16 protein-coding genes are annotated in these 16073 nt (G+C 74.2%); 8 read left to right on the top strand and 8 right to left on the bottom strand.

Features of this window, described 5'->3' with window-relative positions; translation table 11 throughout:
- Positions 1–20: 20 nt before the first annotated feature.
- The 4 genes from EKG83_RS19080 to EKG83_RS47925 form a co-directional block, all read right to left on the bottom strand.
- Positions 21–1166 carry an RNA polymerase sigma factor gene (locus EKG83_RS19080; protein ID WP_033434407.1) on the bottom strand — a complete coding sequence of 382 codons (1146 nt, stop codon included), beginning with the start codon at positions 1164–1166 and terminating at the stop codon, positions 21–23.
- Positions 1167–1174: 8 nt separating this feature from the next.
- On the bottom strand, positions 1175–1582 hold the full coding sequence (locus tag EKG83_RS19075) for a YciI family protein (protein WP_033434406.1): 408 nt from the start codon (positions 1580–1582) through the stop codon (positions 1175–1177).
- Between the two features lie 112 nt (positions 1583–1694).
- Positions 1695–2300: a Calx-beta domain-containing protein gene (locus EKG83_RS46930; RefSeq protein WP_194283037.1), complete on the bottom strand. Its 606-nt coding sequence runs from the start codon at positions 2298–2300 to the stop codon at positions 1695–1697.
- Positions 2227–3387 carry a HAMP domain-containing protein gene (locus EKG83_RS47925; protein WP_228122693.1) on the bottom strand — a complete coding sequence of 387 codons (1161 nt, stop codon included), beginning with the start codon at positions 3385–3387 and terminating at the stop codon, positions 2227–2229. The genes EKG83_RS46930 and EKG83_RS47925 overlap by 74 nt, the downstream gene beginning before the upstream one ends.
- A 220-nt stretch (positions 3388–3607) precedes the next feature.
- Between EKG83_RS47925 and EKG83_RS19060 the strand changes: the two genes are divergently transcribed.
- Positions 3608–4423, top strand: coding sequence for an SAM-dependent methyltransferase (locus EKG83_RS19060; RefSeq protein WP_063741454.1), 816 nt, complete (start codon positions 3608–3610; stop codon positions 4421–4423).
- 12 nt (positions 4424–4435) lie between these two features.
- Here the strand turns inward: EKG83_RS19060 and EKG83_RS19055 are convergent, their stop codons facing one another.
- Entirely contained in the window at positions 4436–4633 is a 198-nt protein-coding gene (locus EKG83_RS19055; RefSeq protein WP_033434436.1) for an MbtH family protein, read from the bottom strand.
- Between the two features lie 77 nt (positions 4634–4710).
- A complete protein-coding gene (locus EKG83_RS19050) occupies positions 4711–6039 on the bottom strand; it encodes a lysine N(6)-hydroxylase/L-ornithine N(5)-oxygenase family protein (RefSeq protein WP_033434403.1) in 1329 nt (442 codons plus the stop codon).
- Positions 6040–6178: 139 nt separating this feature from the next.
- On the opposite strand from EKG83_RS19050, the gene EKG83_RS19045 reads away from it, so the two are divergent.
- The 4 genes from EKG83_RS19045 to EKG83_RS19030 all read left to right on the top strand — a co-directional run bounded on the left by EKG83_RS19045 (position 6179) and on the right by EKG83_RS19030 (position 11995).
- Positions 6179–7837 (top strand): ABC transporter ATP-binding protein, encoded by a 1659-nt coding sequence (locus EKG83_RS19045; protein WP_084716986.1) that lies wholly within the window; start codon positions 6179–6181, stop codon positions 7835–7837.
- 123 nt (positions 7838–7960) lie between these two features.
- On the top strand, positions 7961–9667 hold the full coding sequence (locus tag EKG83_RS19040; RefSeq protein WP_033434435.1) for an ABC transporter ATP-binding protein: 1707 nt from the start codon (positions 7961–7963) through the stop codon (positions 9665–9667).
- 241 nt (positions 9668–9908) lie between these two features.
- Positions 9909–11663, top strand: a complete 1755-nt coding sequence (locus tag EKG83_RS19035) for a PstS family phosphate ABC transporter substrate-binding protein (protein ID WP_033434401.1) — start codon at positions 9909–9911, stop codon at positions 11661–11663.
- A gap of 44 nt (positions 11664–11707) precedes the next feature.
- A complete protein-coding gene (locus tag EKG83_RS19030) occupies positions 11708–11995 on the top strand; it encodes an MBL fold metallo-hydrolase (RefSeq protein ID WP_153278214.1) in 288 nt (95 codons plus the stop codon).
- 703 nt (positions 11996–12698) lie between these two features.
- Here EKG83_RS19030 and EKG83_RS19025 read toward each other — a convergent pair.
- On the bottom strand, positions 12699–13685 hold the full coding sequence (locus EKG83_RS19025; protein WP_033434400.1) for a LacI family DNA-binding transcriptional regulator: 987 nt from the start codon (positions 13683–13685) through the stop codon (positions 12699–12701).
- 92 nt (positions 13686–13777) lie between these two features.
- On the bottom strand, positions 13778–14014 hold the full coding sequence (locus tag EKG83_RS19020) for a hypothetical protein (RefSeq protein ID WP_033434399.1): 237 nt from the start codon (positions 14012–14014) through the stop codon (positions 13778–13780).
- Positions 14015–14094: 80 nt separating this feature from the next.
- On the opposite strand from EKG83_RS19020, the gene EKG83_RS19015 reads away from it, so the two are divergent.
- The 3 genes from EKG83_RS19015 to EKG83_RS19005 all read left to right on the top strand — a co-directional run bounded on the left by EKG83_RS19015 (position 14095) and on the right by EKG83_RS19005 (position 16014).
- Positions 14095–14634: an MOSC domain-containing protein gene (locus tag EKG83_RS19015; protein WP_194283036.1), complete on the top strand. Its 540-nt coding sequence runs from the start codon at positions 14095–14097 to the stop codon at positions 14632–14634.
- 70 nt (positions 14635–14704) lie between these two features.
- A complete protein-coding gene (locus EKG83_RS19010; RefSeq protein ID WP_033434398.1) occupies positions 14705–15442 on the top strand; it encodes an SDR family NAD(P)-dependent oxidoreductase in 738 nt (245 codons plus the stop codon).
- A gap of 197 nt (positions 15443–15639) precedes the next feature.
- Positions 15640–16014, top strand: a complete 375-nt coding sequence (locus tag EKG83_RS19005) for an SSI family serine proteinase inhibitor (protein WP_033434397.1) — start codon at positions 15640–15642, stop codon at positions 16012–16014.
- Positions 16015–16073 lie beyond the last annotated feature (59 nt).

Raw genomic sequence — 16073 nt, 5'->3', positions numbered from 1 at the left:
GCGCTTCAGCCCGGTTCGCGTCACCTCCCCGAGCGCCCGTTGAGCCGCGCCGCCTGGCGCGTCAGGTGGGCGCGCTCGGCCAGGTTGGGCGCCTTGTGGGCCGCCTCGACGTACAGCCGTGCCGCCGTCGCCAGGTCACCGTCGCGTTCGTGGAGGTGCGCCGCCACCGCGGCGTACCGGGGCAGCGAGTCGTCCAGCGCCGCGAGCGCGGCCAGGCCGGCGCGCGGGCCGTCGGCCTCCCCCACGGCCACCGCGCGGTTGAGCCGGACGACCGGGCTGCCGGTCAGGCGCACCAGCTCGTCGTACCACTCGACGACCTGCACCCAGTCGGTCTCCTCGGCGGTGGGCGCGTCGGCGTGGAGCGCCGCGATGGCGGCCTGGGCCTGGAACTCGCCGAGCCGGTCGCGGGCCAGGGCCGCCTGGAGGATCGCGACGCCCTCGGCGATGGCCCCGGTGTCCCACCGGCCGCGGTCCTGCTCGGCCAGCGGCACCAGGCTGCCGTCGGGGGCGGTCCGGGCCGCGCGCCGGGCGTGGTGGAGCAGCATGAGGGCGAGCAGCCCCGCGGGCTCCGGGTGGTCGATCGCGGCCGCGAGCTGCCGGGTGAGCCGGATGGCCTCGGCGGCCAGGTCGACGTCGCCGGAGTAGCCCTCGTTGAACACCAGGTAGAGGACGCGCAGCACGGTGGCGACGTCCCCGGGCCGGTCGAACCGCACGCCGGAGACGGTGCGCTTGGCCCGGCTGATGCGCTGCGCCATGGTCGCCTCGGGCACCAGGTAGGCCCGGGCGATCTGGCCGGTGGTCAGCCCGCCGACGGCGCGCAGGGTGAGCGCGACCGCGGACGACGGCGTCAGCGACGGGTGGGCGCACAGGAAGTAGAGCTGGAGCGTGTCGTCCACGCCGGGCGCGGGACCGGGCGCCGGTTCCCCGTCGAGGGAGTCCTCGCGCCTGCGGCGGGCGGTGTCCGCCCGGGTCGCGTCGAGGAACCGGCGCCAGGCCACCGCGACCAGCCAGCCCTTCGGGTCGCGCGGCGGGTCGGCGGGCCAGGTGCGGACCGCCTCGACCAGCGCGTCCTGCACGGCGTCCTCGGCCGCCGCGAAGTCGGCTCCGCGGCGGACGAGGATGCCGAGCACGCTCGGCGTGAGGCTCCGGACCAGGGCCTCGTCCATTCGGGTCGTCACTCCGTGATGGTGGGCGGCGCGGCGTAGAACGGGCGCAGCTCCAGCCACTCGTGGATCGGCTTCCCGCCCGCGCCCGGCGCGGCCGACAGCTCACCGGCCAGCTCGACGGCGCGCTCGTAGCTGTCGACGTCGATCACCATCCAGCCGGCGATGAGGTCCTTGGTCTCGGCGAACGGCCCGTCGGTCACCGGCGGCCGCCCCTCGCCGTCGTACCGGACGAACGTGCCCTCCGGGGCGAGCGCCTGGCCGTCGACGAACTCGCCGGTCGCCTCCAGCCTGGCCGCGAACTCGCGCATGTACCGCACGTGGGCCGAGACCTCCTCGGGCGTCCACTGCTCCATGGGCACGTCGTTGACCGCCGCCGGGGCGCCGCGGTAGTGCTTGAGCAGCAGGTACTTGGCCATCGTGGTTCTCCTCGGTGCCGGTGCGCGGCCCATTGTGGTCGCGTTCACCACGGGGACGGAGCCGCACCGGGGTTCTCGACATCGCCGGCGGAACTTCTTTCCGGCTTCCCGTTCAGGGCGTCACCGGCACGACCACCCGGGGCGTGCCGACGGTGCCCGCCGAGGGGTCGAACACCTCGACGACGAAGTACGCGCCCGGGTCCGCCGCGGCCCCCGGCAGCAGCGGGACCCGGACGACCGCGCCGTCCGCCCCCTCCGCGAAGGTGATCACGCCGTCCGGCACGGGCACGTAGTGCGTCCCGCCCACGGCCGTGCCGTCCGCGGTGCGGAAGCGGGCGGTGATCGGGACCCGGGCGATCGCGTTGATCCCCGCGGGCACCTCGACGTACTGCCGGTCGACGTCCCAGTAGATCCTCCCGCCGTGCGGTTCGAGGACCAGGCCCTCGTCGTCGAGGATCGTGCCGACGGCGTCCGGGCGGGCGACGGTCAGCCCCTTCCCGTCGTGCAGCTGGACCTGCACCTTCTCGTCCGGTTCGGTCGCCTGGTCCGGCACCACCCACACCTGCGCCTGCTCGGCCTTCCCGTCGACGACCTGGAGCACGGTGTCGACGGCCTCGTAGTCCGCCGGGGTGCTCGCCCAGCCCTCACCGCCCGCGTCGACGGTCCGGAACCCGACCGCGCCGGTGCAGCCCGGCGTCGCGGTCACCGTGAACACCATCTTGACCTTGGCGCCCTCCTTGGTCCCCTCGTAGACCTTCGTGTCGGCGATCCCCACCTCGCACGCACCGCCGGCCACGGCCGCGGGCGCGACCCCCAGCGCCACCGCGGCCGACACGGTCCCCACCACTGCCCAACGCATCATCGGTCCTGTCCCCCTCGGTCTGCTCACCTTGCGCGGACATTGGTAGGGGGTGCCTGTTGTGGATCGGTTGTGCCCGGTCCTGCGGGGCCAGGGGGAGGGTCGCGACCAGTCGCGCGCCGGGGCCGTCCGGGGTGGCGCGGAGGGTGCCGCCGGTGTCCCGGGTGCGGGCGTTGTCGAGCAGGTTGCCCAGCAGCGCCGTTTCCAACCGGTCCAGGGTCGCGTTGACCGTGCCCGCCAGCTCCGCGATTTCATTGCGCGTGCGGGGCACCGGAACACGCCGGGACAGGTCGTGCTCGGTGATGTCGGCCATCTCGCGGCGGATCGCCTCCACCGGGCGCAACACCCGCCCCGTCGCCACCCACACCACCACCGCGAACAACCCGATCAGCAGCAGCACCCGCTGGTTGAGGGACCGCTGTGCCTGGGCGAGCCGGTTCCGCACCTCCGCCGCGTTGTCGCCGGCGCTCACGACCACCTCGTCGAGGGCCTTCGGGTCGACCCTCCTGCTCTCCTGCGGCATCGGCAGCGGGCCGAGCTCCCCGTCCGAGGCGAACACGCGGGTGTGCCGGATGCCGTAGGGGTCGGTGAAGGGCCACAGCGACAACTCGGGCACGTACGAGACGGAGTGGTACGCGGCGCCGAGGCGGATCACCTCCTCCGGGCCCAGGACGAGGTCCTCGGTCCTGAGGAGACCCGACTCGACGCGGCTGGCCTCGTTGACGCAGTGCCGCCGGCGCACCGGGTCCGGCACGTGCGCCCCGGTCGCACCGCCCGGTTCGACGTGCGCGGTGACGCGCATGATCGTCTCCCGCAGCGGCGCGGCCTCCAGCCTCGTGCCCTGGTTTTCCAGGAACACCGCGGCGAGCACCGCCACCGCGGTCACCGGCACGGCGGCGATCAGCGTGACCTGCCTCCGCGGCGAACGTGACCGGTGTTCCAGCATGGCCGCACTGCGCACGGTCGGCGCGGCGGATCCTGAAGGTCGCTTCAGGGGCGGTTCCGGTGCGCGACGACCAGGAACTCGCCGAGTCGCCCGCCGAGCGGAGGAAGTCGTCGTCGCGGGACCAGCCGTACCGGGCGTCGTGCAGGGGCGGAAGGTAGTGGCCGCCCGCCGGCGGGTCGATCGGTTATCCAACCCGGCCGAACCGTGGTAGCAGTCGACCGTGGAACGAATCCAACTCAGCGCCCTGGCGCACGCCGACCACCCGATAGCCGCGCCGGTCGGCGAGGGCACCGCGCAACGGCTGCTGCACCACGCGATCCGCCGCCCGGACGCGCACGTGCTGGACCTGGGCTGCGGCGAGGGCGCGTGGCTGCTGCGCGCGCTGGAGGCCAACCCCGGTGTCACGGCCGTGGGCGTGGACGTCTCCGACGAGGGGTTCGACCGCACCCGGGAACTGGCCGCGCGGGCGGGTGTGGCGGACCGGCTGGAGCTGCGCCGGCAGGACGTGGCGGCGTACGAGTCGCCGCGGCCGGCCGACGTGGTGCTCAGCATCGGCGCGGCCTACGCCTTCGGCGGCCTGGCGCCCACGCTCGCCGCCGCCCGGCGCCACCTCGCCGAGGACGGCGTGCTCGTGCTGGGCGACTGCTTCTGGGAGCGCGAGCCCGACCCGGCCGTCCGGGCGGAGATGGAGAGCGGGCCGCAGCGCTACGCCGACCTGCCCACCACGGTGTCGCACGTGGTCGACGACGGGTGGACGCCGGTGCACGGGCACGTCAGCACCCTGGCGGAGTGGGACGAGTACGAGTGGTCCTGGGTCGGTTCGCTGAACCGGTGGGCGCTGGACCACCCCGGGCACCCGGACCGCGACCAGGCCCTGCGCAGGGCGGCGGCACACCGCGAGACCTGGCTCGGCGGCTACCGCGGCGTGCTGGGCTTCGTGCTCCTGGTGCTGCGCCCCACGCCCGCGGCACCCGCGCCCGCAGGATCCGGGCCCGCAGCACCCCCGCCCGCGGGTCCCACCGTCTCGCGGGCGTGACGCGCGCCCCGCTCAGCCGCGCAGGCCGAGCGGCCTCAGGTCGGTCCAGTGCTCCTCCACGTAGGCCAGGCACGCCTCGCGGGTGTCCGGGCCGAACCGGCTGGTCCAGCCGGCCGGGACCTCGGCGAACGACGGCCACAGCGAGTGCTGCTCCTCGTCGTTGACCAGGACGTGGAAGCTGCCCTCGGGGTCGTCGAAGGGGTTGGTCACGGTCGGGTCCTCCGGTCGGGGTCGGGCGGTTCGGTCCACTGCGGTCGGTCTGCTGCGTTCACTCCACCGCGGGCGGTTCAGCCCAGGCCGGGCAGGCTGATCGCGAACTCGGGGTGCGCGGGGACGACCGCGGGTCGGTGGTCGAGCACGGACCGGAGGATCTCCCCCACCCGCACCGAGGTGTTGGACAGCAGCGACGACGAGATGCCGTGGGTGTGCTCGGTGCCGCCCTGGAGGTACAGGCCGGCGGACACGGCCGGGTCGGTCCGCATGCGGTAGTCGCGGTCCACGACCGGCCGGCCCGCCTCGTCCCGGTCGCAGCGGTCGGCCAGCTCGCCCAGCAGCGCGGTCGGGTCGGCCTCGCGGTAGCCGGTGGCGTAGACGACCGCGTCGGCCTCCAGCACCTCCCGCTGCCCGCTGGACAGCGACTCCACGGTGACCCGCAGGCCCGGCTCGTCGTCGTGCAGCTCGGCGACGCGGGACAGGTTGAACAGCCGCAGCCGCGGCGCGCCGAGCACCTTCTCCCGGTACACGCGCCGGTACAGCTCGGCGATCAGGTCGTTGTCGACCACCGCGTAGTTGGTGTTGGCGTGGTAGTCCATCAGCATCCGCTTGACCGGCTCGGGCGCGGCGAAGTAGTCGTCGACCGCGGCGGGGTCGAAGATCCGGTTGGCGAACGAGCTGTCGTCGGCCGGGCTGTAGCCGTAGCGGGCGAACACCGCGCACACCTCGGCGCCGGGGAACCGCTCGTGCAGGTGGGCGGTGACCTCCGCGCCGCTCTGCCCGGCGCCGACGACCACCAGGCGCTTGGGGTCGACCAGCGACTCCACCCGGTGCAGGAAGTCGCGGGTGTGCCACACCCGGTCGGAGGGCAGCACGCCGTCGGGCAGCGCGGGCCGCAGGCCGGTGGCCAGCACCAGGTTGCGGGCCCGGCGCACCTCCACCTCGCCGGTGGCGGTGCGGGAGGTGACGTCGAAGTGCGTCACCACGCCGCCCTCGGTCACCGGTCGCACGGCCACCACGTCGTGGCCGTAGGACACCAGGTCGTCCACCCGGCCGGCGGCCCACTCGAAGTAGTCGTGGAACTCCACGCGCAGCGGGAAGAGGTTCTTGTGGTTGATGAAGTCGACCAGCCTGCCCTTGCCGTGCAGGTAGTTGAGGAAGGAGAAGCTGCTGCTGGGGTTGCGCAGCGTCACCAGGTCCTTGAGGAACGACACCTGCATGGTCGCGTCGTCCAGGAGCATCCCGCGGTGCCAGCCGAACCGGGGCTGCCGTTCCAGGAAGTGGGCGGTCACCACGTCTCCGACCCCAGCGGACGCGTTGTGCTCGGTGACGGCGATCGCGAGGGCCAGGTTGGAGGGCCCGAAGCCGACGCCGAGGAGGTCGAAGACCGGTGGTTGTGGCATGGCTGTCCCATCGGTGCGACAACAGGGATGATCGAACTTTGGTTACCCTAACCTAAGTTCGCGCGCGGCGGGAGTGATCCAGACCTCTTCGCTCGTTAGGCTAGCCTCACCTGAGAAATAGCGGAAGGTGGGCGCAGGGGTGAAAACCATCCTCGAAGAGGCCGTGACCGGTCAACGGAGGTCGGTGATCGCCGCTTCGCTGCTGGGTGCGGCCTACCAGGCGGGCGAGGCCGCCGTCCCGCTGATCATCGGCGTGGTGGTCGACGAGGCCGTGCGCACCGGCGCGGGCGGGCGGCTCGCGCTGTGGATCGGCGTGCTGGCCGCCGTGTTCCTCGTGCTGTCCCTGAGCTTCCGGCTCTGCCTGCGGTTCAGCGAAGCCGCCTCGCACCGCGCGGCCCACGACCTGCGCACCCGGCTGGCCACCCGCGTGCTGGCCGCCGACGGCGGGGTCGGCGGCAGGCTGTCCGGCGAGCTGGCCGCCATCGCCACCGGCGACGCCCAGCGCGTGGGCCAGGTGAACCTGGCGCTGCCGACCGCGTTCGCCGCGGTGGTGGGCCTGCTGGTGGGCGCGGTGGCGCTGCTGCGGGTGTCGCTCGTGCTCGGCCTGCTCGTGCTGGTGGCCGCGCCGGTGCTGCTGCTGGCGACCCACCTGCTCGGCAAACCGCTCGAACGGCGCAGCGACGCCGAGCAGGACCGGGCCGCGCTCGCCTCGGGCGTCGCCGCCGACCTGGTCGCCGGGCTGCGGGCGCTCAAGGGCATCGGCGCCGAGGCCACCGCCGCCCACCGCTACCGGCGCACCAGCCGGTCGTCCACGGCCGCCGCGATCCGGGCCGCCCGGTCGCGCGCCTGGCTGGACGGCTCGGTGCTCGCGCTGACCGGCACCTTCCTCGCGGTCGTCGCCCTGGTCGGCGGCCGGCTGGCCGCCGCGGGCTCGATCACCGTCGGCCAGCTGGTGGCCGCGGTCGGGCTGGCGCAGTTCCTGCTGTGGCCGCTGTCGGTCTTCTCCTGGGTCACCGGGCTGCTCGCCCAGGGCCGCGCCTCGGCCGCCCGGATCGGCGAGGTGCTGGCCGCGCCGCCCGCCGTGCCGCCCGGCTCCGCCCCGCCGCCCGACCCGGTGCGCGGTCGGGTGGAGCTGGTGGACGTGGTGTCCGGGACGCTGCGCGGGGTCTCGCTGACCGCCGAGGCCGGTGAGCTGCTGGGCGTGGTGGCCCGCGACCCGGCCGACGCGGTGTCGCTGCTGGCCGTGCTGGCGCGCGACGTCGACCCCGTCGCCGGGTCGGTCACCCTGGACGGCGTGCCGCTGGCCGGGCTGGAGGGGGCGGCGCGGCGCTCGGCGGTGCTGGTCGCCGCGCACGACGCGGACCTGTTCGAGGGCACCGTGCGCGAGAACGTGGCCGCCGGCGGTCCGCTGGTGGCGGAGGCGATGGCCGCTGCGCGCATCGACGACGTGGCACGCGCCCTGCCCGACGGGCTGGACACGGCGGTCTCGGCGCGCGGCCGGTCCCTGTCCGGCGGGCAGCGGCAGCGGGTCGCGCTGGCCCGCGCGCTGGCCGCCGCGCCCCCGGTGCTGGTCGTGCACGACCCGACGACCGCGGTGGACGCGGTGACGGAGGTGTCGCTGGCCGCCGGGATCAGGCGGGTGCGGGCCGGGAGCACCACGATCGTGGTGGCGACCAGCCCCGCGCTGCCGGCGGCGGCGGACCGGGTGGTGTTCCTGGCCGACGGGGTCGTGGTCGCTTCCGGGGCGCACGCGGACCTGGTGGCCGATGAGGACTACCGGCTGGCGGTGTTGAGCTGATGCGCGAGCTTCCGGCGCTGGTTCCCGGTGCGCCCTCGGCCGTCCGGCCGGTGGTCCTGGCGCGCGAGCTTCCGGCGGTCGCTCCCGGTGCGCGAACCCGGCCGTCCACGACCGGTCGTGCCGATGCGTGAGCTGCTGGCCGTCGCCTCCGGTGCTCGTACCCGGGCCGCGGTCGGCGCGCTGGTGCGGCCGCGGCGCGGCCTGGCGTGGGCGGCGGCGCTGGTGCTGGTCGTGGGCACCGCGGTCGGCCTGCTCACCGCTCCGGTGCTGGGCCGGATCGTCGACGTGGTCGGCGCCGGGTCCGCCGACATCACCTGGCTCGTGGTGGTGCTGGCGCTGGTGGCGCTGGTGCAGGGCGCGTCCGCGGCGTGGGGCACGTCCCTGGTGGCGCGGCTGGGCGAGGGGGTGCTCGCCGACCTGCGCGAGGAGTTCGTCACCCGCGCCCTGCACCTGCCCCTGGCACGGGTGGAGGAGGCCGGCGCGGGCGACCTGACCTCGCGGGTCACCCGGGACGTGCAGATGGTCGCGGACGCGGTGCGCAACGCGCTGCCGGTGATGGCCCGCTCGGCGCTGACCATCGCGCTGACCGTGGCCGGCATCGCCGTGCTGGACTGGCGCTTCCTGGTCCCGGTGCTGCTGGCGCTGCCGGTCCACGTGCACACCGTGCGCTGGTACGGCGGGCGCGCGGCACGGCTGTACGCCGCGCAGCGGGTCGCCGTCGGCGCGCAGCAGCAGCAACTGCTGGACTCCATCGGCGGCGCGGCGACCGTGCGGGCGTTCGGGTTGGCCGGGTCGCACGTCGGGCGGGTGCGGTCGCGGTCGCGCGAGGCGGTGGACCTGGCGCTGCGCGGCACCCGGCTGCTGACCTCGTTCTACGGGCGGCTCAACCTGGCGGAGTTCATCGGCCTGGCGGGCGTGCTGGTGACCGGTTTCCTGCTCGTGGGCGCGGGCGCGGCGTCGGTGGGCACGGCGACGGCCGCCGCGCTGTACCTGCACAGCCTGTTCAACCCGGTCAACGCGGCGCTCGCGCTGGCCGACGACGTGCAGGCCGCCACCGCGTCCCTGGCGCGGCTGGTGGGCGTGACCGACGAGCCGGTGCCGCCGACCGGGGAGCGGGTGCGGTCGGCGGGCGCCGCGGTCAAGCTGTCCGGCGTCGGGTACTCCTACCTGCCCGGCCACCCCGTGCTGGCCGACGTCGACCTGGAGCTGGGCGCGGGTGAGCGGGTGGCGCTGGTCGGCGCGTCCGGCGCGGGCAAGACGACGCTGGCCAAGCTGGTCGCGGGCGTGCACGAGCCGACCGAGGGCAGCATCGGCGGTGTGGAGCCGGGCTCGGTCGCGTTGATCACCCAGGAGGTGCACGTGTTCGCCGGGACGCTGGCCGACGACCTGCGCCTGGCCCGTCCCGAGGCGGGTGAGGACGAGTTGCTGGCCGCCCTCGACCGGGTCGGCGCCCTCGGCTGGGTGCGGGCGCTGCCGGCGGGGCTGGGCACCGTCGTCGGCGAGGGCGGGCACCGGCTGACCGTGGCGCAGGCGCAGCAGTTGGCGCTGGCCAGGCTGGTGCTGCTCGACCCGCCCGTGGCGGTGCTGGACGAGGCGACCGCGGACGCGGGCAGCGCCGGGGCCCGGGAGCTGGAGGAGGCCGCGGCGCGGGCGCTCGACGGGCGGACGGGCCTGGTGGTCGCGCACCGGCTCACCCAGGCCGCGACGGCCGACCGGGTGGTCGTGCTGGAGGCCGGCCGGGTGGTGGAGAGCGGGGCGCACGAGGAGCTGCTGGCGGCCGGTGGTCGGTACGCCGAGCTGTGGGCGGCCTGGTCCGGCACGCGGTCGTGACGCTCGCGGGTCGAGCCCGGCCCCCGCACGCGGCTACCACTCGCCCTCCAGGCCAACCCGGCCCCCGCACGCGCTTGCGGTCACGACTCGCGCCCGCGAGCCACAGCGGCCCAGCCCCGCACGCGCCCCCGCAAGGCCCCCGGTCACGGCAGCGCGTCACCGGCCTGAACCACAGCCGTCCGGTGGCTGAACAGGTGGTGATCCGGGAACCCTCCCGACCGGCCCGGCCCATCATTCGGGCGTGAGCGGCACGTCCCTCGTCGACTTCTTCAGCAGCGGCCGCGGGCAGCTCGTCCTCGGCCTGGTCGGGCTGGCCCTGGGCCTGGTCCCCCTGGTCAAGCACTACCTGATCACGCCCAAGCGGGTCGTGTACCGGGTGCTCTACAACTCGCGGATCGGCATCAGCGCGGACGACTCGACCAGGCAGATCCGGTTGAGCGGCGGCCTGTCCACGGCCGACCGGCAGGCGTTGCAGGTCATCCGGCTGCTGGACCGGATGAGCATCGTGGTGATCCGGATCGAGAACCGCAGCAGCTTCCCGATCGTCCCCACCGACTTCGTCGAGCCGCTGTCGTTCACCTTCGGCAAGCGCATCGTGTGGAACGCCCGCATCTCCGAGGCGAGCGACCGCGTCCGCGAGGTCGTCAGCGACAACATGGACTTCTTCGGCGCCGCCACCGGACCGGGCCAGCCCCAGGTGGTGTCCCGGGAGAGCGCCACCGTGCGCGAGGCCCGGCTGCCGCAGCTCATCCTGGGCCTGCTGCGCCCCCAGCAGCCGGTGGCGAGCCCGGCGGAACCGCCCGAGGTCGAACCGTCGCACCACGGCGTGCAGCTGAACAAGGTCGACCTCAAGCGCAGGGAGAAGTTCAAGCTCGTCGTCGTGCTGCACGAGCCGGTCGAGGACGACGCCGCGGCACCCGACCAGGTCGCGATCGACAAGAAGGTCGTGCAGCGCGGGCACCTGTCCAACGGCGAGATCATCGACGAGAAGAAGCAGTCCCGGGTGACCCTGCCCAGGGTCGCGGGCGGCCTGGCCGTGGTGCTGTTCGTCGCGGTGATCGCGTCCCTGCTGGTCGGTCCGCCGACCCGCGACCCGAGCATCCGGTGCGCCCCCGGACCGCTGCGGCTCGCGGGGTCCAGCGTGTTCATGCCGGTGGTCGAACCGGTGGCCGCGCAGTACTCGGCGGCGTGCGACGACGGTCCGGCGATCACCACCGACGCCACCGGCAGCAAGAAGGGCATGCTGGAGCTGGTCGAGCCCGCGGGTGCCGCGCCGAAGCCCGAGGAGCTGGCGGTCGTCCACGACGGCCCGTACCCGGCCGGGAGCGACCTGGAGGCGCACCCGATCGCCGTGGCGATCTACAGCATCGCGGTCAACGAGTCGGTGTCCGCGCGCGGCGTGAAGGGGTTGAGCACCGGCGACCTGCGCCGGATCTGGAGCGGCGAGGTCCGGTACTGGGACGACCTGACCGGCCGGACCCCGCCGGGCGCGGCCGGGCTGCCGATCCGCATCGTCAGCCGCGGCGCGGAGTCCGGCAGTCGCGGGATCTTCGAGGACCGGGTCCTCGGCACCGCCGAGGGCGGCCTGACCTCCGACGACTGCGAGAACCGCAAGACCGGCGTGCCCGGGACCAGCGCGGTGCGCTGCGAGCGCGACGACAACGGCACCGCCATCGCGGAGATCAGCACCACGCCGGGCGCGATCGGCTACGTCGACATCCCGCCGACCAACCCGCAGCGCAAGAGCCGCAGCGTGGTGCCGGTCCAGCTCGACGACGTGTACCCCGACATCAGCAACATCCAGCCCGACCAGGACGAGGGCTACCAGTTCTGGACCATCGAGCACGTCTACACCAGGGGTGAGCCGGCGGCGGGCACCCGGCTGGCGAACTTCCTCGCCTACCTGACCGGCCGGGCCGGGAGCACCCTGATCCAGGCGGCCGGCTACATCCCGTGCGTCAACCCCGACGGGTCGCACCACCAGCTCTGCCAGTGACCGGTCCGCCCTCGGCGAAACCGCGGCGGGTGCGGGTGGCCGGCATGGGGATCATCGACGTGGTGCCGGGCCCGCGGGTGCTGTGCTTCCCGGTCGGGCAGGCGTGCGCGTGGGAGGGTGCCGACGGCCTGACCGTCGTCGACCCGGGCACCGCCGGGTACGCGGCCGGCATCGCGGCCCCGGGGCCGGTGGCGCGCATCGTGCTGACGCACTTCCACCACGACCACACCGGTTCGGCGGCGGAGCCGCGGGCGTTGACCGGGGCGCCGGTGGTCGCGCGCGTGCTGGAGGCGCCGGTGGTCCGGGGTGACGCGCCCGCTCCCCGCCCGTGATCCCGCCCGAGGAGCGGGAGCTGTTCGACCGGGTCTCGCCGGGGTGCCGGTGGCGCCGCCCTGCCCGGCGGACGTCGAGGTGGACGAGGGGGATTTCGGCGGTGGGGCGCGGGTGCTGTGCGTGAGCCACGGCGGCGCGCTGGTGTCCTGGACCGACGAATGTCAAATGTCGAATGTTGACATTGGTGTCGGGCGATCCCCTTGAAGCTGCTCTGTTCGGAGTAACATCAAGTTGAGTGCCGGGGCTTCATTTTGGGTACCAGAGGCTTGCCAGTGCCCGCGCGGAGCATGGCCGGACCACTCTGGTGGTCATGCCAGGTTCGACGCGATGCGTTGAACAAACAGCGGTCGCGCCGGTCTGGTGGCGGTGCGGGTTGGTGAGACGTGTGACCTCGCCTTCCCGCACCGCGCCACAGGACCGGGGATGATCGCGCCCGTCGAAAGAACCGGACGGGCCGAGGTGCCCGGGAAGACCGCGCCCGCCGGAAGGACCGGGAAGACGCCGGGAGGACCGGGAAGACAAGGCAGTCCGGACGGACAAGGCAGTCCCGGAAGAACCGGAACCCGTCCGCCCCAGCGGGTTGTGGGTCAGTCCACCCACCCCGGCGAACAGCCGACCCACCCACCCCGGCGGACAACCGACCCACCCACCCCGGCGGACAACCGACTCACCCAAACCCACCCGCCCCGGCGAACGACCGACTCACCCGGTCCGCCGCACCACCAGCGTCGTGGGCAGGACCACCGGGTCGACCGGCGGCGTGGCCCCCTCCAACCGGGACAGCAACAGCCGGGCAGCGGCCTCGCCCATCTCCCGCATGGGCTGCCGCACGGTGGTCAGGTCGGCGTGCCCCGCGATCGGTATGTCGTCGAAGCCCACCACGGCCACGTCGTCGGGCACCACCCGCCCCGCCGCGGCCAGCGCCTTGGTCACCCCCAGCGCCGACAGGTCGTTGTGCGCGAACACCGCGTCGAACGGCAACCCCGCCGCCATCAGCTTCTCCGTCGCCACCGCACCCCGCTCGGTAGTGAAGTCGCCCTCCACCACCAACCTCGGGTCGACGTGCACACCCAGCTCACCCAGGGCGTCCAGGAACCCGTCGAGGCGCTCGCGCACGCAGCCGAAGTCGGCGGGCCCCGTCACCACGGCGAAGTGCCGCCGCCCGGCGGCCACCAGGTGCCGGGCCGCGGCCCGCGCGCCCTCCCGGTTGGTCGTGATCACCGACGGGAACCCGGGCCTGCTCCCCCGGTCGTCGATCATCACCACCGGCAGGCCCTGGTCGTGCAGGGTCTCGATGTAGCTGAGGGTGTCCGGCGGCTCGATCACCAGCAACCCGTCGAACGCCTTGGCCGACACGTGGCTGGCGAACTGCGCCAGCGACTCCGCGCCCCGGTTGACCGTGTAGAGCAGCAGGCCGTAGCCGTCGGACTCCAGCTCGTCCACCGCGCCCTGCACGACCTCGCCGGTCCACGGCCAGGTCAGCGACGGCACCAGCATCCCGACGGTGCGGGCCCGGCCGCGCGCCAGGCCGACGGCCCGCGCGCTGGGCACGTAGCCGACGTCGGCGATCACCTGCCGCACCCGCGCCGCCGTGGCCGCGTCCACGTCCGGTTTGCCGTTGAGCACGCGGGACACGGTCGCCTTGCTCACCTGGGCTCGTTGCGCGACCTCGGCGATCGTGACTCGCACGGCTCACTCCTCGACTGCGGTGTCGGAACCGGTACCGAAACCGGTTACAGCCACGCAGTCAACCGGTGTGCGAACACAGCGTCAAGAGCCCGTCACGCGAGTGCGGCGCGCCCGGCGGGGGTCAGCTCGGCCGGCACCCAGGAGCCGGGCGCGTCGCGCTCGGCCGGACGGAGCAGCCCGGCCCGGGCCAGTTCCCGCGCCGCCGCCTGGTCGCAGCACAGCAGGCCGTCCACGCGCAGGTCCGGCTGTCGGCTGGTGGTCACCTCGGCACGCCCGGCGGCGACGGCGCGCAGCATCGCCAGGGCCCGGTGGTTCAGGTGGTCGTCCATGGCTCGTCCTCGGCAGAGGGGGTTGTGCACCGCGTTTATCGGCACGACCGCGAAAAGTCTTACCGGTTAGGGTCGGCGGCATGGGGATCATCGCGGCCGTGAGCCGGAGCGGGGAGTACACGTTCACCAAGCCCAACCACGAGACCATCACCCTGGTGGCCGGTCTCGGCGTGGCGGGTGACGTGCACCGGGGCGTCACCGTGAAGCACCGGTCGCGGGTCGCGCGCGACCCGTCCCAGCCCAACCTGCGCCAGGTGCACCTGATGCACGCCGAGCTGCACGACGAGCTGAACGCCAAGGGGTTCGACGTGGCCGCCGGGCAGCTCGGGGAGAACGTCACCACGCGGGGCGTGGACCTGCTGGGCCTGCCCACCGGCACGAGGCTGCGCCTGGGCGCGCACGCCGTGGTCGAGGTGACCGGCCTGCGCAACCCGTGCCCGCAGATCGAGGCGTTCCGACCGGGCCTGCTCAAGGAGGTCGTCGGCCGCGACGAGCGGGGCGAGGTGGTGCGCCGCGCGGGCGTCATGTCCGTCGTGCTGGCGGGCGGCGAGGTGCGCCCCGGCGACGGGATCGTGGTCGAGCTGCCCGACGGTCCGCACGCGCCGCTCCGACCGGTCTAACGCCGGGACCGGCACGGTTCCCCACTTGGCGCTGACCAAGAGGGGCCACGAACCGCTACTCTCCGCAGTCGTGGAACTCCTCAGCGGCACCGTCGCCCTGGTCACGGGGGCAAGCGGTCTGATCGGGCACGGCATCGCGCGGCGGTTCGCGGCGGCGGGGGCGGCGCTGGTGCTGCACGGCCACCGGAAACCGGTCGGGGACCTGGTCGACGAACTGGGCGGCCGGGCGCTCGCGGTCGCGGCCGACCTCACCGACGAGTCCGCGTGCCGCCGGGTGGTCCGGGAGGCCGTGGAGTGGGGCGGGCGGCTGGACGCCCTGGTCAACAACGCCGGGGTGCAGCCGGTGCAGGCGCTGGCCGGGATGCGCGCCGCCGAGTGGCGCGCGGTGGTCGACCTGAACCTGACCAGCGCGTTCTCCTGCACGCAGGCGGCGGTGGAGGTGATGCGGCCCGGCGGCTCGATCACGCACGTCGCCTCGGTGGAGGGCTCCCGGCCCGCGCCCGGCCACGCGCACTACAGCGCCTCCAAGGCGGCGCTGGTCATGCACGCCCGCGCCGCCGCGCTGGAGTACGGCGGGCGCGGCGTCCGGGTCAACACCGTCTCGCCCGGACTGGTCTCCCGGCCCGGCATCGAGCAGGAGTGGCCCGACGGGGTGACCCGGTGGACGCGGGCGGCGCCGCTGGGCCGACTCGGCGCGCCCGAGGACGTCGGCGACGCGTGTGTGTTCCTGGCCTCACCGATGGCCCGGTGGATCACCGGGCACGACCTGGTGGTGGACGGCGGGATCTCCGCCCGCCCCACCTGGTGAGCACCCGTCGGAAAACCCGTCGAGCGCCTTATTCGGGGCCGCCGGGAATTTTCCCGGGTATTCGCAGGACATCGCCCGGACAGGGCCCGCGCGAGATGACCGCAGACGTTACGACGTTTCGGTGACACATCAATCCGGCCCGAATACGAACCACCCGATCAGGTCACCCAACCGCCATGCGACGAACTCGAACCCTCATGGCGTCCCTGTTCGCGTCGGGCCTGCTGGCCGCCCCGCTGGTCACTGCGGGCAGCGCGTCCGCCGCCCCGCCGGAGACCGACCTCGTGCTCGCCGTCTACCAGCAGGAAAGCGGTGTGCAGAGCACTCGGCTCACCTGCGACCCGGCGGCCGGCGACCACGCCCGCGCCCAGGCGGCGTGCGGCGAGCTGGAGGCCGCCGGCGGTGATTTCACCCGGCTCGGCACCGGTGAACCGGGTATCTGCACCTTCGAGTACGACCCGGTGACGGTGGTCGCGCTCGGCTCTTACCGCGGCGAGCAGGTCCGCTACACGGAGGAATTCCCCAACCGCTGCGTGATGGAAAACGAGACCGGTACGGTTTTCTCGTTCTGACACCCGAACACGAATTGCCCGGCCCCGCGCGCCCTACCCAGGCGGCGGGGCCGGCCCAC

The organism is Saccharothrix syringae (assembly GCF_009498035.1).
GTDB lineage: Bacteria > Actinomycetota > Actinomycetes > Mycobacteriales > Pseudonocardiaceae > Actinosynnema > Actinosynnema syringae.
This window is presented reverse-complemented; position numbering and strand designations above follow the sequence as displayed.

What these genes read in the sequence shown, in the direction of transcription:
- EKG83_RS19080 (WP_033434407.1), bottom strand. Translation starts at nt 1,166, where the DNA reads ATGGACGAGGCCCTGGTCCGGAGCCTCACGCCGAGCGTGCTCGGCATC.
- EKG83_RS19075 (WP_033434406.1), bottom strand. Translation starts at nt 1,582, where the DNA reads ATGGCCAAGTACCTGCTGCTCAAGCACTACCGCGGCGCCCCGGCGGCG.
- EKG83_RS46930 (WP_194283037.1), bottom strand. Translation starts at nt 2,300, where the DNA reads ATGGTGTTCACGGTGACCGCGACGCCGGGCTGCACCGGCGCGGTCGGG.
- EKG83_RS47925 (WP_228122693.1), bottom strand. Translation starts at nt 3,387, where the DNA reads ATGCTGGAACACCGGTCACGTTCGCCGCGGAGGCAGGTCACGCTGATC.
- EKG83_RS19050 (WP_033434403.1), bottom strand. Translation starts at nt 6,039, where the DNA reads ATGCCACAACCACCGGTCTTCGACCTCCTCGGCGTCGGCTTCGGGCCC.
- EKG83_RS19040 (WP_033434435.1), top strand. Translation starts at nt 7,961, where the DNA reads ATGCGTGAGCTGCTGGCCGTCGCCTCCGGTGCTCGTACCCGGGCCGCG.
- EKG83_RS19030 (WP_153278214.1), top strand. Translation starts at nt 11,708, where the DNA reads ATGGGGATCATCGACGTGGTGCCGGGCCCGCGGGTGCTGTGCTTCCCG.
- EKG83_RS19020 (WP_033434399.1), bottom strand. Translation starts at nt 14,014, where the DNA reads ATGGACGACCACCTGAACCACCGGGCCCTGGCGATGCTGCGCGCCGTC.
- EKG83_RS19015 (WP_194283036.1), top strand. Translation starts at nt 14,095, where the DNA reads ATGGGGATCATCGCGGCCGTGAGCCGGAGCGGGGAGTACACGTTCACC.
- EKG83_RS19005 (WP_033434397.1), top strand. Translation starts at nt 15,640, where the DNA reads ATGGCGTCCCTGTTCGCGTCGGGCCTGCTGGCCGCCCCGCTGGTCACT.